Genomic DNA, 14,857 nt, shown 5'->3' with positions numbered 1-14,857 from the left:
CATTGCATGAATACAATCTCCAAACAGCAGTACTTATCGAAAAATATTGATCCGAAGGGGCTGATTATCGCTGGTGCGATCGTTTCGCTCTGGTTTATTTCTTTGGTATTTTTATTGGGCTATTCCCTGGATTTCAGAGACCCCTTGGTTTATTTGGCGATTTTGGTTCAGACCCATTTGTATACCGGGCTCTTCATCACCGCACACGATGCCATGCACGGTGTTGTCTCCTCCAATCGGAAACTGAATCATGCGGTAGGTTGGCTCGCAGCGCTGTTATTTTCCTACAACTTTTATTGGAGATTACTTCCCAATCACCACAAACATCACCGGCACGTAGCTACAGACAAGGATCCCGATTATCATGCATCCCATCGGTTTTTTCCCTGGTACCTGAGTTTTTTGTTTAGCTACGTGAATATCTGGCAGTTCCTTTTAATGGCAGGAACCTTTAATCTACTTAAAATCTGGATCCCGACAGAGAATCTGATTGTATTCTGGATGTTACCGGCGGTACTTTCTACGCTTCAATTGTTTTATTTTGGCACCTATCTCCCCCACCGTGGGGAGCATTCGAATCCCCACCATTCGGGTTCCATGGCACCGAATCATTTCTGGGCATTTATCTCCTGTTATTTTTTTGGGTATCACTACGAGCACCATGAGGCGCCCAATACGCCCTGGTGGCGCCTCTGGCGTGCAAAAGATGCTCGTACCTGAAAAAATATTCTTTATCTACAAACATTTTTCGTTCACATTGATTATTCCTTTATGCAGTCCATATCTATGAAGGTTTCGCTACCAGCATTAATTTTGTTTTTTGTCTGTACCACCCTGCTTGCACAGGAAGGTATCATACAGGGTAAGATCGTCAATCCTGTCAATAATGAACCCATTCCCTTTGCGAATGTGATCCTGCAGGGCCTGGATAAAGGTACCGTTTCGGACGAACAAGGTCAGTATAAGATAACAGGCCTTGAACCCGGACTGTACAACGTTCGGGCTTCATTTGTCGGATTCAAATCGCAGACATTTTACGAGGTACAAGTAACCCTTGCCAGGCCAGTTCAGCTCGATTTTGAGTTGGAAGAGGACGCCTCCAACCTGGAAGAAGTAGTCGTCAGTTCGGAATTTAGTCGTTCGGAGGTGACGCCGTTATCAGCGAGGAAATTAAATGCGAACGAAATTGAACGCTATCCAGGCGGAAACAGGGATATCAGCAGGGTGATTCAATCCCTGCCCGGGGTTGCCAGTACCGCCAGTTTCAGAAACGATATCATTATTCGCGGCGGTGCACCGAATGAAAATAAATTTTTCATAGACGAGATAGAAGTTCCCGTGATTAACCACTTTGCCACACAGGGTTCGTCGGGAGGGCCGGTCGGTATTTTGAATGTAAACCTGATCAAAAACGTGGATGTTATCAGTGGGGGTTTTCCTGCGAACCGAATGAACGCACTGAGTTCCTTTTTTGAATTTCAACTCAAAGATGGCCGTAGGGATAAGATGTTTTCACAGGTTACCGTGGGCGCAAGTGAGCTCACCTTTTCTAACGAAGGGCCTATTGGTGATCGGACGACCTATATCGTTTCGGCCCGAAGGTCCTATTTGCAGGGACTGTTTCGGCTGCTGGGGCTTCCGTTTCTTCCCACCTTCAATGATTTTACTTTCAAAACGAAAACACAGATCAATGAAAAGACCGAACTTACCGTTTTGGGCGTAGGTGCCATCGACCAATTTGCTCTTAATTTTGATGTGCCCGATGGAGAGACCTTGGAGGATCGAGAAAACCGGCTGTTTTTATTGGACAACCTACCGATTTCTACACAATGGAATTATGCGACGGGGATAAAGTTAAAGCGGTTCCGGGAGAACGGTTTTTGGACCTTTGTTTTAAGCCGAAACATGCTCAATAACCGGGCGTATAAGTACGCGCAAAACGACGAGTCGCAGGAGGATAATTTGTTGTTTGATTACCTCTCGCAAGAGAGTGAAAATAAATTTCGGGCAGAAAACAGTGTCTTTAAGGACGGGCTGACGCTAAAATACGGAGTCAACTATGAATTTAGCCGTTATCTGATTGAAAACTTCGACCGACAAGTATTGGTACAGGATGGCCAGGTATTGGACATATCTTCCATTTCTTTGTTTCATAGTTATGGGGCCTTCGTGATGGCGAGTAAAAAATACCTGGATGAGCGGTTGCTGGTGAATTTGGGGGTACGGATGGATGGCAGCGATTTCGGTGCCACTGCCAGTAATCCATTGAACCAGCTGAGCCCCCGCTTTTCTACCAGCTACCAATTGGGTGATAACCTTTTTTGGAATGCCAACGCCGGCGTGTATTACCAGAAGCCACCCTACACGGTTTTGGGTTTTCAGAATAACGAGGGTGCTTTTGTCAACCAGGAAAACGATGTCCGTTTCATACGCTCGACCCACCTTATCACCGGATTGGAGTGGCAACGGCCGGAGAAAAACCGGAGATTTTCGGCTGAGGTATTTTACAAAAATTACGAAAACTACCCGAGTTCAATTCGAAACGGAATCGCTCTGGCCAACCTGGGGGCCGATTTTGGCGTGATCGGCAACGAACCGGTAAATTCAGATGCCAGGGGGAGGGCATATGGATTGGAATTGTTGGCACAGCAGCGCTTATTCAAGGGCTTTTATGGAATAGCCGCCCTTACCCTGGTCCGCAGTGAGTTTACCAACCCCAATACAGAGTTTCTTCCCTCTTCCTGGGATAACCGCTTCATTCTCAGTCTGACAGCGGGTAAACGACTTGCAAAGGATTGGGAGCTTGGTGCCCGTTGGCGTTTTCTGGGAGGAACACCGTATACCCCCTATGATTTTCAGGCATCTTCGCTTCGATCCAACTGGGATTTATTTAACCAGGGGGTATTTGATTTTACTCGAATCAACGGGGAGCGACTCAATAGTTTTCACCAGCTGGACCTTCGGGTGGATAAAAAATACTTCTACGATAAGTGGAACCTAAACTGGTATTTTGACATCCAAAACGCTTATAATTTTCAGGCAGAGCAGCAAGCCGACCTGGTGCCGCAGCGCGACGATCAGGGGCAATTGCTCGTAGACCCACAGGATCCTTCCCGATACCTGCTGCGCGAAGTTCCCAATCCGGCGGGTACCGTGCTGCCAACAATTGGTCTCATTATAGAATTTTGACCCATTATGTAGTATCTTCGGACCGAAATGGAACGAAGAACTACTTTTTTTTTGGCGCTGCAATTTCTTCTGATGGTTCAACTTCATGCGCAGAATCCAGAGGGGCTCGGCGCGGATGAAGAAAAAGATTCGTTTGTCGAAAGCCTTTTCGGCCTCGCTGACCGTACGGTAGAATTGTTGAGTACCAATCGTTGGACCTTTATTCCGGCCCTTACCTATTCTCCAGAGACGCGTTTGGGAATTGGTGCAAGGGCGGTGAAAATCTTCCAAACAGGAACCGATTCCTCATCTCTTGCCAACAGGCCTTCTTCGCTGCCATTGACGTTTCTTTATACCCTCAATCATCAGATGATCGTAACGGGAGAATTGGAGCTTTGGATGGATCAAAACACCTCTTTTCTGAATGCCAGAATCGAATTCTCCGATTACCCATTTCAGTTTTCCGGGATAGGCAATGCGGTTTTCGATGCGGAACCGTATGCCAGCAGGTATTTCTATACTCATTTGTACTACGAAAAGGAAGTCGCCCGGGGTTTCTATCTGGGGCCGAGATACGAGTTTCGGACGGACGATCTGTATCAGAAGGTTCCCGGAGGTCTGCTTGATGCAGGGACGATTCCGGGCAGCAACGGACAGCGCTTGTCAGGTTTGGGACTGGCAGTAAATCTGGATCGACGGGACAATATTTTCCAGCCTCGCCGGGGAGCTTACCATCAATGGTCCTGGATGATATTTCATTCCCATTTAGGCAGTAATTTTGACTTCATGCAGTGGGTCTTTGATTTTCGAAAGTATTGGCCGCTACCTAAGGATCAAGTGCTTGTGGGGCAGGCAAGGCTTAGCTTGACGCAGGGGGAAGTTCCTTTTCAGCATTTGTCAATGATGGGAGGGAGTGATTTGATGCGCGGCTATTTTGAAGGCAGGTACCGGGATCGCCATGCCATGGTTTACCAGGCCGAGTGGCGGTTTCCGGTGTACCGCAACCTGCGAATGGTTGCTTTTGGGAGTGCCGGTCAGGTTGGACGTGAGGCCGGTGATTTTGGTTTTAACGGGTACCTTCGATGGGGCGGTGGCATTGGTTTCAGGTATCGGCTGACAGAGGAGGGACTGCAATTGAGATTTGACCTGGCTTATGGCGATCGGCCAGCTTTTTATTTTGGTCTAAACGAAGTAATGTGACCTTTTAATGGTGTTAACATCTTGTGGAAATGGAAATAAGGGCATTAAATAACTTACTGGGAAATATTGATATCTATTTGCTTGACCAGTTGTTGAAGGGGCGATTTGAACAAGACATGCTGATCTTGGATGCGGGCTGTGGAGAGGGTAGGAACAGCCACTACTTCATCCGTTTGGGATACCAGATTGTGGGAGTCGACCGCAATCCAACAGCCATTCAGATGGCTCGCATCACCGCTAAAACGCTGGATCCAACCTTTGATGCGCAGCGGTTTATCGTGGCAGAGGTAGAAGAACTTCCCTTTCACAGGGGTGCATTTGATGCGCTCATTAGCAGTGCAGTGATGCATTTTGCCAGTGATCGGGCCCATTTCGATGCCATGCTGGCGGAACAAATGCGCGTCCTCAAACCTGGAGGGCTTTTCTGGCTGAGGATGTGTACGGATGCCGGGGGCTGTTTCCCGCGCTCGGAAGATTCGGGGGATCAGCAGGAGACACTCCCCGACGGCACCAAGCGTTTTGTGCTAAGGGATCAGCACTTAACCGAGGCGATGAAGCGGTACCGACTCCGGTTATTGGAGCCGGCAAAGTCGGTAGTGGTTCATGGACAACGTGCAATGGGCGCTTACGTCTTTCAAAAAGAAGGAGAATGAGATAAAAATTAAGTGTATGCCTGTGATTTCATTTGACTTGCAATACGCGTTGGAACTGGTGGGTACCTACTTTTTTGCCATTTCTGGAGCACTGGCAGTTCAAAACCGGGAACACGACCTATTCGGTGCGGGTTTTACCGGTTTTATAACTGCCATCGGTGGCGGAAGTTTACGGGATATACTGCTCGGTGCCTATCCTTTGGTCTGGATAGGCAATATCGATTTCCTGTATGCGATTTTCGCAGGATTGATTACTACCTTTGTCTTTTTCCCCGTGGTGGCAAAACTCAGGAAAACGTTTTTTCTGTTCGATACCCTTGGCATCGCTTTTTTTACCATTTTGGGGGTGGAAAAGACGTTGGCTCTCGGTTTTAGGCCGGAGGTAGCGGCAATTATGGGCATGTTTAGTGCGGTCATGGGAGGGGTGATCCGGGATACCCTTACCAACGAAATTCCTATTCTGTTTCGAAAGGAGATCTATGCTTCCGCCTGTCTTGCCGGAGCGGTGGTGTATTTGATAATGAACCATTGCGGCACGGAACGAAACAGCAACCTGCTCCTGTCCATTGTATTGATTATCCTGATACGGCTGGTAGCCGTACGTTTCAAGTTGAGCTTGCCCACCTTGAAATAGCCTGAGCAGCGCCACCATGCGGCAGCAATGGTGGGTTGGAAGCCAGGTGATATTCGCAATAAACAAACGTGTTTACTAAACTGTACCTTAATCATAAACGTCCATGAAAATCCACATCTTTCAAACCAAAGAAGCGTTACACCAGGCGGTAGCCGAACGAATCATTGACACAGTAAAGCAAAATCCCTCATGCGTTTTGGGCTTGTCTACCGGAAGTTCTCCGATCGATACCTACGCGAATCTCATAGAAGATCACCGGACCAAGGGAACCGATTACAGTAAAGTCTCTACGTTCAACCTGGACGAATACGTAGGATTACCGGGGAGTCACCCTCAGAGTTACCGGTATTTTATGAACCAGTATTTGTTTCACCACGTGAACATTCCCCTGGAACAAACACACGTTCCCTCCGGAATAGGTGATCTGGAAAAGGAATGCGAAACCTACGAAGAAGCGATCCGTAAGCGGGGAGGAATCGACCTGCAGCTGCTTGGCATCGGTACAAACGGTCATATTGGGTTCAATGAACCCGGAACCCCACGCAACTCGCGAACCCACGTTACCCGTCTTTTGAAAGAAACGATTGCGGCCAACGCGCGTTTTTTTTCAGGTGAGGAGGAAGTTCCTACCGAAGCGGTGACTATGGGTATTCAGACCATTCTGGAGGCAAAACAGATCGTGCTATTGGCCTACGGTGGCCCAAAAGCAGCCACCATACGGAATGCCGTTAAGGGTCCGGTGACCGAGGAAGTACCCGCATCGGTGCTTCAAACCCATCCGGACGCAGCCCTTTACCTGGACGAGGAGGCAGCGGCACTGTTGTAGTTCATCCGGGGGAAGGTTTGCGGGCCGATAACTGCCCTTGGGCTTTGTTCAGCAATAGGTTTCGCAGAAATACTTTAAATACGGTGCCTTTCCCCACTTCGCTTTCAATTTCTATCTTTCCGTCATGGGCCCGAATTTGTTCCCGTACCAGATAGAGTCCGAGTCCCTTGCCTTCCACGTGGTTATGAAAGCGCTGGTAAAGGCCAAATATGCGGTCACCATACCGGTTTAGATCCAGGCCGATGCCGTTGTCTTCAAAGCGCATGATGCAATAGTCTTTTTCCTTATAGGTGCGGATCCAGACTTCAGGTGTCCGGTCCGGATGCCTGTATTTGACCGCATTGGTCATAAAATTCATCAAAAAGTTTTCCAGGTGCGCATACACGTAATTCATTTCCTCCAATTCCGAAAAATCCCGGTGAATCAGTATGCCCGACTCTCTGAGTTGGTTAAACAGGCTTTTTTCAACATTATTTAAGAGCAATTTGAAATCGATTAGCTCAACTTTCGGTATTTTTTGCTTCTTTATGGACACTACTTCGATCAAATCCTGCAGTGTCGCATCAAGTAGGTTGGTAGAAATCTTCAGGTTTTCCATGATCTCCTTGTTTTCCGGGTCCGTGGGATCCTCCTCATTGAACAGGTCGATCAAGAGTGAAATGTTAACGATCGGAGCCCGTAGGTTATGAGAGACAATGTAGGCGAATCGAAGCAGTTCTTCATTGTGGGATTTTAGATCCTTGATCAGTTTTTCTCGCTCCGATTCCAGCTTCTTTGCTTTTGTGATGTTTTGTTTTACGACCAAAATCCGGTTGATGCTTCCCGAATCGTTGGTGAGCGGGACACCATTTTTCAAAAATCGCTGCTGGTCTGCTTCGATCTCGTAGGAGACCCGCTGCCCATTTAGAATTTTATTCAGGTTTGTGCGCGTTATCTCCAGATTTTTCCCGGAGTATTGCTCCAGATGGGAGGTTCCGATAAGTGTTTTGGGATCTTTTCCGGCAAGCCGATATTCTTCACCATCCGTAAAAATGTAGCGAAAGGACTCGTCCAACACATCGACGGTGCCTCCTGGAAAATTTTCCGCGATGCTTCGGTACAGTTGCTCGGAGGCTATTAGTCTTTTCTCGGAGAGGGTCCTATCGGAGATGTCGTCCACAAAAACTACGTAGGAAACCCGCTTGTTTTTCCCATATCGGATGCGCGTGAAAGATATTTTTAGTTCTTTGCAATCGTCTTTACTTACGGGAAGGAGAAAGTAGGCAGTGTTCCGCTTCGATCGTGAAAAACGGGTGATAATTTCACGTAATCGGTGCCTTTTCCCCTGCTGCAACAAAACGGTATCTAGGAGCTGTTCTTTTTTTTGTAAATTGAAAATGGGAAGTGTTTTGTTATTGATGAGGGTGATTTCAAAGTGATGATTTACCGCAAAAATTGCGTAAGCGGTCCCATTCAGAATGGCATCGTGCATGAAATTCGTTTCCTGAAGAATTGTTTCAAAACGGAAACGATACAATTCCTTTCCGATCCAATCGCCAAGGATCCGCAGGAGTTCCTGGTAGAGGGCAGGGTTCTGTAGGCGGTCTCGGTGTAGGAAGCACAGACTACCAATGTCGGTGTTTTCGTTGTCCCGTAGATCCAACCGAATCAGCGTTGAAATCCCCTTTTTTTTCAGGAATGCACTGTCGTGTAGCGAGGGGTTTTCCGCGAGCGAAAGGCATAGAAAATTTTTCTGATCGGGCGTTGCCGGTAGTTCATCGTTGAGAAAAATGTGCCATTTTCGAAAGGGCTCGGCAAGCAATCTGTGGCAATGCGTGACGGAAATCGGCTCAAGCAGCTGGCTTATCGGGTCCGTATTGGCGATGACGCAATACGTACACCCAAGCTTTTTAGCCAGCAACAGGGCAATTTCATCAAAAAGAACCTTTCCGGTAAACAGGCTCGATATTTCAGAAACCTTCCGCAGGATTTGCTGAATAAACTCTTTTCCCGAAAGGCTCTGAATAATGTCCTTTTGCTCGAGTAAGTTTCGTTTGGCCTGGCTTATTTCGGACACGTCCCGGAGTATTCCCACCAATACCGTCTTATTGGATGGAATGTCGTAAAATACCTTCAGATCATTTTTTAAGTGCAGGTAGTTTCCATGGTTGGTTTTTACGCGGTAGGTGAGGGTGTACGAATCCAGTTCATAGTCCGTGACAAAAAACAGCTCGTGCACCTGATTGTAGTCATCGGGGTGCACCAATTCCAACCAATCCCACACGGTAAAGCGTTTGAACCGTTCCTCGTCAAAGCCGAGCAATTCCGTGATCGCTCCGCTCCAGATCATCTCTTTGTCTTCACGAAGGTATTCGAAATACAAGATACCGAGGAAGCTGTGCGAAAGGTACTTGGGCTTGTCTTCAATCAGGTTGGGAAAGTCCGAGCGGCTAGTTGGTTTTTTTATTGCCAGCAGCTGGTAGCTGTTACCCAAAGAAATACTGTGCAATTTTAATACGTCCAGATCCAACACCAGACCCTCCAATTCTCCCTTGCAAAGTTGTTTCAGTTTTTTCTGGTCCGAAAAACGGTATTTTTCCTGCAAATACTCACAAAAACCTTCCAAACTATCCGGGGATAATCCGGAAGGATTTGCCTTGTCTACGCTAATTTGTTTTGATTTTGCATGCACAATCCAGGACGACTGAATTTGGACCGGGCGACTGGGGACAATGCTGGCATTGGCCAGGTAGCTGTTGGCTTCTTGTACGATGGTAACCCCCTCAATTTTCACCCACACAAAAGCATCAGCACCCAAAAAGAGGGGTATTTCCAAGACTTCGGCTCTTCCGAGGTGATCAAAGAGGGTTTCAAAAACCGGTTTTTGGATCGTCGGAAAAAGGGCGTCAAAAAACTCTGGCCGATATACTTCAGGACTCTCCTTAAAAAGCTGGAAAAAGCCTCTGGATACAAATAGGACTTCAAAATGCCTTTCACCTGACCTTTTAAAGGTTACTAACAGGTTATTGAAAATCTTTTCGGCCATCTAATTTGTACAGTGAGTTACCAAAGTGTCGAAACAAAGATGTGCTAAATTTAAGATAAATTATAAAAAATACCCAATAAATTTATATTAATCAAAATTTTCTATTTGAAATTCATATATACATCTATATGTAGAAAAATGGGCTATAATTGTTCTTCCAGTAGGAAAGTAATTTTATGCAAGGTGCTAGCCATTTCGTCTTCCGGGTCGCGACGAAGTAGTTCCAGGGAAATGACCTTGCCTTCTTCCGACCGGAGTAAATCCGTGATTTCAGACAATTCCCAAAAGGGCGCGGGAATTCTATTGATCGTAATGATCTCGTCATAGGCCTGCACACCCTGCCGGTGCGCGGGAGAGTCCTCCCTAACCTGACTGATGTAGAAACGCTTTTCTTCAGCGGAATAAACGCGAACCATCAATCCGCTCATATCGTACTTGAATTCGTTACTGAATTTGGCTCCTTTCTTAAACAAGATGCGTTCCCTGGGATAGTCAAAAATGATTTTCATCCGGTTCAGTACATCCGATCCCAGGCTTCCATTTCGACCCGTGCCGATGATCACTTCTGAAAATTCGTTTTCTTCCGGGAAGGAGGTAATGACATTTCTGAACTTAAGTCCATGGATGCCCAACCGTTTGACGCGGCCGACGTAGCCAAATAAATCACCTCCCAGGGAGCGACCCAGATCGCTTTCCAGCGTAGTTTCAGGAAGAACAATCTCGTCACTTGTTTCCATGTTTAGCAGCAAGCCGTGATTGGCTCCGGTGTCTATCAGTAACTTGGACTGTAATTCCGGTCCGTTTGCCTGTCGTATGGTGGAGGAGATATAGGGTTTATTGCCATCGATTTCAATGCTCATTTTTCTAAAGCCAAAAGGCCTCCATTTGAGGGCGCTTCGTGAATAAAAACTAACTATTGCATTGTCGTAGTCGATTTTCACCGGGTTGTTTTTAAAAAATTCATGGCCGATCACACCGTAAACGGGTATCCCAATTACTTTTTCCAATTCCAGAAAATCTTCATCCAGCACCAATATGGCCTGGAATATGCCTTCTACCGATCCCAGATCAAAATGGTTATTGGGGGACACAGAAGCACTTAGAACGGTTTTCCCATCTGCCCCGACCAGATTCAGTTTCCGCGTGTACTGCATGTCCATTTCGTCGGCCAGGGTTTTGCTAAAAAAAATGTTGGACTTGACACCGGTGTCGAACAAAAAATTTACCTCCGGCCCGCCATTGATTGAAACCGGCATGATAATCAGACTATTTGAATCAATAAACGGAAGGTCTACCTTTCGTTTTTCTTTTTTCATATAAAACCCAGGTACCTGGCTTTGCAAAGAAAAGGCGGAAGAAAAGATAAATAAAAACAAGAATAGCTGTTTGACGCCAGGGTGCATAGATGCGTGGTTGGTATTTATTGGTTTAATATAGAAAATATATTTTAGTACTCTGACATTAACCCTTATTCTTTGGGGATGTTTGGTTTTTACTATCTCTTATTTAGAAAGATTGAAAATAACTATGGTAAGATGGCTTTGAAAAGTTTTGGGGTTTGATAAATCTAAAAAAAAACCCATCTTTATTCCTTTGAATACTACACACATGGCCGATAAGTCAATCATTGAAAAAGCAAAAAAAATATTTGAAAATTACCTCATCCGACAAGGAAGCCGAAAGACACCGGAGCGGTTTTCGGTGATTGATGAACTCTATGCCCTTCCTCAGGATGAACATATTGACGTAGAAGGCTTGTTTTTAAAAATGAGAAACGGGGGGTATTCCATAAGCCGGGCCACCATTTACAATACCCTAGACTTATTGGTCGAATGCGGCCTTGCCGTTAAACATCAATTCAAAGACAAAGTAGCCCTTTACGAGCAAGCATTGACTTACAAGCACCACGACCACTATGTCTGTAACCAATGCCGGAAAATCAAAGAGTTTTCCGATCAGCGGATCAATCTGATAAAGGAGTCCATGGGAAAAGAGTTTTCTTCCCACATTACCAGCCATTCGCTGGTCCTCTACGGAGACTGCCTTCTCCCGGAATGTGAAAACCTGCAAGTGATTTAGTCTGCGGTGTTGTTGCTATTTTTTTTTGTGAAATAGCGTTTATAGACCGGTTTTCGCAGAGCAAATTGGAGATAAAGAACGGGATGTAGAAGCAAGCCCAGCAATGAGTTGGGAGCGGTATAGTCGATTTCATCAACGATAAGCGAGTGGGTTTCTCCCAGATTGACCACCCGGTGTTTGTGTCGCCAGTCCTTTAGAAAAAAGGGCAGTTTTCTCCCTGCGTCAATAAAAAAGAACTCCTGTTCGTCCGTTTGATCGGCAATGATTTCACTGGTCCAGGTCTGCTTGAAGAAAATAAAATTCAGTTCCAAAGTTACCAGGTCTCCTTTCGAGGAACCGTCAAAGCGTAGCAGCTTCACCGGAGGAAAAGGAGGGTTCAAGGCCTTAAATAACTCCTCGGTAAACCCTGCTTTTACTTCCAGGTATGGCTGCGTCACTCGCGTGCGTAAATCAATCCTCATGCTTTGCCGCTATTTCATTTTCTTCAGGTATTGAAACAGCTCGCTGTCGGAGGAGATCACCAGGTTGGTATGCTCATTCAGCGATTTTTCCAAGGCTTCCAGGGAACGCAGAAACTTATACAGTTCGATGGATTGTCTGTTCCTATTGTACGCAGCGGCATAGATTTCCGTAGCTTCTGCATCGGCACGACCGCGAATTTCCTGGGCCTCACGGGTAGCTTCGGACTGAATCTGTGCCAGATCGCGTTCTTTGTCCCCTTGAATTTTACGGGCTTCTCCCTGCCCTTCGGATCGAAACTGGTCGGCAATCCGATTTCGCTCACTTATCATTCTGTCGTAAACCCGGTCTCTTACTTCGTCCACATAGTTCATTCGCTTGAACCTGAAATCAAGAATTCGGACTCCCAGATCCGAGGTACGTTCGTTCGCTTTTTGCAGGACTATTTCTTCGATGGCTTCCCTACCCACTTCGATATCTTCCAATACTTCCAATTCCTCCATAAAGTCTTCGGTCACTTCGGGATCTCGATTGGTCGAACGAACAATGTCCAGCAAATCGTTGCTGGCAATGGCGTTTCGCGTCTCTCCGTCAAGAATATCATCCAATCTCGATTGAGCGGAACGTTCGTCTCGCAGACGAATAAAAAACTGCAGAGGATCCGTGATTTGCCAGCGGGCATAGGTATCGACGAAAATGAATTTCTTGTCCTTGGTGGGCACCTGATTTTTATCACCGTCCCACTCCAGATAGCGCTTGTCAAAAAACTGCACCTTTTGAATAAAGGGAATGACAAAGTTTACTCCCGGGCTGGTGCGGGGTTCGCCCACCGGTTTACCGAATTGGGTTACGATCGCTTGCTGGGTTTCGTCCAGGATAAATACGCTCTGGCCCACTAGTACCAGTCCGACGATTACCAACACAATGTATAGTATCTTACTTTTTTTCATGGCTTGCTATTTAGGAAACATCACTCCCGGCCTGTTTCAGGGTGCGGGATTCTGGATGGCCTTATTTAAGTTCAACAAGGGTAGCACGTTGCTCCCACTTTCATCGGTAATAATGGTGTTGCCGATTTGCGGCAATACTTTCTCCAAGGTCTCCAGGTACAGACGCTGGCGGGTCACTTCCGGCGCCTTCACGTATGCCTCAAAGACGGAGTTGAACCGATTGGCCTCTCCTTTTGCCCCGTTGACCCGGTTGAGTGCATAGGCTTCTGCCAGCTGTATGGTTTCGTCCGCGATACCTCTGGCCCGGGGAATTACCCGGTTGTAATCCGCTTCGGCCTGGTTGATCAGTGTCTCTCGTTCCTGCTGGGCTTCATTCACGGCATTGAAACTGGGTTTAACGGGTTCGGGAGGATTTACATCCTGCAGCACCACTTGATCGATTCGTATCCCGTTTTCGTATTCGTCACACATTTCCTGCAGCAGTACTTCTACGCTGGTGGCTATCTCCTGCCTTCCGACAGTCAATACTTCATTCACTGTCCGGTCGCCGACGATCTTTCGCATGGCTGCCTCTGACATGTCCTTGAGGGTTTTATCCGCATTCCTGACCCGGAAAAGATAGTTATAGGAATCGACAATTCGATACTGCACCACCCACTCCACATCGGTAAGGTTTAGGTCCCCGGTAAGCATCATGCTTTCGTCACCGTATCCGGATTTTACATAATCGGAACGCGTACCCGCTGCGGTGGTTCGGAAGCCAAACTCCTGCTTTAATTGTCGCTGAACGGGAATTTTGTACATGGTCTCGACAAAGGGAATAATAAAATTCAATCCAGGCAAAACAGTGCGGTTGTACTCACCCAATTGAATTACCACTCCCTCCTCCTCCGGCCCCACGGTCTTGACAGAAGAAAATACCACAACGATCGCCGCTATTACCAGAAGGATTTTGGATAGGTATTTTTTTATCCAATCCGGATTGACGTTGATTTCAAATTGATTGTCTGACATAGGTATTTGTTTTTTTGCAATTTACGATTATTTGATTGAATACACTCCGCGAGCAGAGATCATTTCAAATCGGCTACATTTCATCTGCCTAAAACATCCAGAGAAACAACACAAAAAGAATCAACCAAACCGCATCCATGAATTTCCAGTAAACAGCAAAAAGGTCCAGTTTCATGACTTCGTAAGGGTTGGTTAAAAGTATTAGCGATTTTACCGGGTCCTTGCCCGACTGTTCCATTTGAATGACCAATACGAGCGCATAAATCAGCGCTCCGCCCAGGTGAAAAAGGTGAATGCCGCTAAGCACGTAAAGAAAGCTGCCGGAGGGAATGCCCCGGAAGTCAATTCCCATGGCGGAAAGCTCTTGCCAGCCCAGAAACTGAAAGCCTGAAAAAAATAATCCCAAAACGAAGGTCAGGAGCAGAAATTTCTTTGTTTTGTTCAATTGGTGTAGCCGAAAGCTAGGTAGTATTTTGCCGGATGTATAGCTGCTTACGATAATCAGCAAGCTACTTAAAACAAATGATTTGGGAAAGCTAGACCGCTCAAACACACCGGATTCTGGTTGAGAGAGCACAAAAGCCGTAGTAAGAAAGAAAAACAATAATCCACTGCCAAACATGCCCAGGTACATCAACGTGCGGTAGGGATGCATGTTCTCAATTTTCCGAAACCAATGAATCTTTTTCTCTTTCTGCATAACCAATACTTGGATAACAAAACATAATTAAAGTTTGTTGGCAAAAGGCTGTAAATAGGCGAAGTGATTCAGGTTTTTGTGAGCACGGCTTCCCGTAATCCCCTGTGAAGGCGCCGTATTACCGGGGAAATTAATAAATTGCGGCATTA

The 14,857-nt window shown here is 46.4% G+C and carries 13 protein-coding genes; 7 read left to right on the top strand and 6 right to left on the bottom strand.

Annotated features, from left to right (window positions below):
- The first annotated feature begins 6 nt into the window (after window positions 1-6).
- The 6 genes from ABWH99_RS00555 to nagB all read left to right on the top strand — a co-directional run bounded on the left by ABWH99_RS00555 (window position 7) and on the right by nagB (window position 6,481).
- Entirely contained in the window at window positions 7-720 is a 714-nt protein-coding gene (locus tag ABWH99_RS00555; protein WP_375584370.1) for a fatty acid desaturase, read from the top strand.
- A 66-nt stretch (window positions 721-786) separates the two neighbouring features.
- Window positions 787-3,189: a carboxypeptidase-like regulatory domain-containing protein gene (locus ABWH99_RS00550; protein WP_375584369.1), complete on the top strand. Its 2,403-nt coding sequence runs from the start codon at window positions 787-789 to the stop codon at window positions 3,187-3,189.
- A gap of 27 nt (window positions 3,190-3,216) precedes the next feature.
- Window positions 3,217-4,368 (top strand): BamA/TamA family outer membrane protein, encoded by a 1,152-nt coding sequence (locus tag ABWH99_RS00545; RefSeq protein WP_375584368.1) that lies wholly within the window; start codon window positions 3,217-3,219, stop codon window positions 4,366-4,368.
- A gap of 29 nt (window positions 4,369-4,397) precedes the next feature.
- Window positions 4,398-5,021: a class I SAM-dependent methyltransferase gene (locus tag ABWH99_RS00540; protein WP_375584367.1), complete on the top strand. Its 624-nt coding sequence runs from the start codon at window positions 4,398-4,400 to the stop codon at window positions 5,019-5,021.
- Between the two features lie 16 nt (window positions 5,022-5,037).
- Window positions 5,038-5,655, top strand: coding sequence for a trimeric intracellular cation channel family protein (locus tag ABWH99_RS00535; RefSeq protein ID WP_375584366.1), 618 nt, complete (start codon window positions 5,038-5,040; stop codon window positions 5,653-5,655).
- 103 nt (window positions 5,656-5,758) lie between these two features.
- Complete coding sequence (gene nagB, locus ABWH99_RS00530; RefSeq protein ID WP_375584365.1) at window positions 5,759-6,481, top strand: glucosamine-6-phosphate deaminase; 723 nt, start codon at window positions 5,759-5,761, stop codon at window positions 6,479-6,481.
- 1 nt (window position 6,482) lies between these two features.
- On the opposite strand, the gene ABWH99_RS00525 is transcribed toward nagB, so the two are convergent.
- Both ABWH99_RS00525 and ABWH99_RS00520 read right to left on the bottom strand, forming a co-directional pair.
- A complete protein-coding gene (locus ABWH99_RS00525) occupies window positions 6,483-9,506 on the bottom strand; it encodes an ATP-binding protein (RefSeq protein WP_375584364.1) in 3,024 nt (1,007 codons plus the stop codon).
- A gap of 143 nt (window positions 9,507-9,649) precedes the next feature.
- Window positions 9,650-10,822, bottom strand: a complete 1,173-nt coding sequence (locus ABWH99_RS00520) for an aspartyl protease family protein (RefSeq protein ID WP_375584363.1) — start codon at window positions 10,820-10,822, stop codon at window positions 9,650-9,652.
- A gap of 292 nt (window positions 10,823-11,114) precedes the next feature.
- Here ABWH99_RS00520 and ABWH99_RS00515 point away from each other — a divergent pair, with 292 nt between their 5' ends.
- The gene (locus tag ABWH99_RS00515; RefSeq protein ID WP_375584362.1) at window positions 11,115-11,585 is read left to right on the top strand and encodes a Fur family transcriptional regulator; all 471 of its coding nucleotides are present in this window, start codon (window positions 11,115-11,117) and stop codon (window positions 11,583-11,585) included.
- On the opposite strand, the gene ABWH99_RS00510 is transcribed toward ABWH99_RS00515, so the two are convergent.
- The 4 genes from ABWH99_RS00510 to ABWH99_RS00495 form a co-directional block, all read right to left on the bottom strand.
- The gene (locus ABWH99_RS00510) at window positions 11,582-12,046 is read right to left on the bottom strand and encodes a hypothetical protein (protein WP_375584361.1); all 465 of its coding nucleotides are present in this window, start codon (window positions 12,044-12,046) and stop codon (window positions 11,582-11,584) included. The genes ABWH99_RS00515 and ABWH99_RS00510 overlap by 4 nt on opposite strands.
- 9 nt (window positions 12,047-12,055) lie before the next feature.
- Window positions 12,056-12,994 (bottom strand): protease modulator HflC, encoded by a 939-nt coding sequence (hflC, locus tag ABWH99_RS00505; protein ID WP_375584360.1) that lies wholly within the window; start codon window positions 12,992-12,994, stop codon window positions 12,056-12,058.
- Window positions 12,995-13,030: 36 nt separating this feature from the next.
- Complete coding sequence (hflK, locus tag ABWH99_RS00500) at window positions 13,031-14,008, bottom strand: FtsH protease activity modulator HflK (RefSeq protein ID WP_375584359.1); 978 nt, start codon at window positions 14,006-14,008, stop codon at window positions 13,031-13,033.
- A gap of 88 nt (window positions 14,009-14,096) precedes the next feature.
- Window positions 14,097-14,708, bottom strand: coding sequence for a heme-copper oxidase subunit III (locus tag ABWH99_RS00495; protein ID WP_375584358.1), 612 nt, complete (start codon window positions 14,706-14,708; stop codon window positions 14,097-14,099).
- Window positions 14,709-14,857: the final 149 nt, after the last annotated feature.

The sequence above is a fragment of the Cyclobacterium xiamenense genome (genome assembly GCF_042140265.1).
GTDB lineage: Bacteria > Bacteroidota > Bacteroidia > Cytophagales > Cyclobacteriaceae > Cyclobacterium > Cyclobacterium xiamenense_A.
The sequence above is the reverse complement of the archived record's forward strand: the minus strand, read 5'-3'. Positions and strand labels throughout refer to the sequence as shown.

Coding starts and splice junctions, on each gene's coding strand:
- ABWH99_RS00525 (WP_375584364.1), bottom strand. CDS start 9,506: ATGGCCGAAAAGATTTTCAATAACCTGTTAGTAACCTTTAAAAGGTCA.
- hflC (WP_375584360.1), bottom strand. CDS start 12,994: ATGAAAAAAAGTAAGATACTATACATTGTGTTGGTAATCGTCGGACTG.
- ABWH99_RS00515 (WP_375584362.1), top strand. CDS start 11,115: ATGGCCGATAAGTCAATCATTGAAAAAGCAAAAAAAATATTTGAAAAT.
- ABWH99_RS00520 (WP_375584363.1), bottom strand. CDS start 10,822: ATGAAAAAAGAAAAACGAAAGGTAGACCTTCCGTTTATTGATTCAAAT.
- ABWH99_RS00540 (WP_375584367.1), top strand. CDS start 4,398: ATGGAAATAAGGGCATTAAATAACTTACTGGGAAATATTGATATCTAT.
- ABWH99_RS00555 (WP_375584370.1), top strand. CDS start 7: ATGAATACAATCTCCAAACAGCAGTACTTATCGAAAAATATTGATCCG.
- ABWH99_RS00545 (WP_375584368.1), top strand. CDS start 3,217: ATGGAACGAAGAACTACTTTTTTTTTGGCGCTGCAATTTCTTCTGATG.
- hflK (WP_375584359.1), bottom strand. CDS start 14,008: ATGTCAGACAATCAATTTGAAATCAACGTCAATCCGGATTGGATAAAA.
- ABWH99_RS00535 (WP_375584366.1), top strand. CDS start 5,038: ATGCCTGTGATTTCATTTGACTTGCAATACGCGTTGGAACTGGTGGGT.
- ABWH99_RS00495 (WP_375584358.1), bottom strand. CDS start 14,708: ATGCAGAAAGAGAAAAAGATTCATTGGTTTCGGAAAATTGAGAACATG.
- nagB (WP_375584365.1), top strand. CDS start 5,759: ATGAAAATCCACATCTTTCAAACCAAAGAAGCGTTACACCAGGCGGTA.
- ABWH99_RS00550 (WP_375584369.1), top strand. CDS start 787: ATGAAGGTTTCGCTACCAGCATTAATTTTGTTTTTTGTCTGTACCACC.
- ABWH99_RS00510 (WP_375584361.1), bottom strand. CDS start 12,046: ATGAGGATTGATTTACGCACGCGAGTGACGCAGCCATACCTGGAAGTA.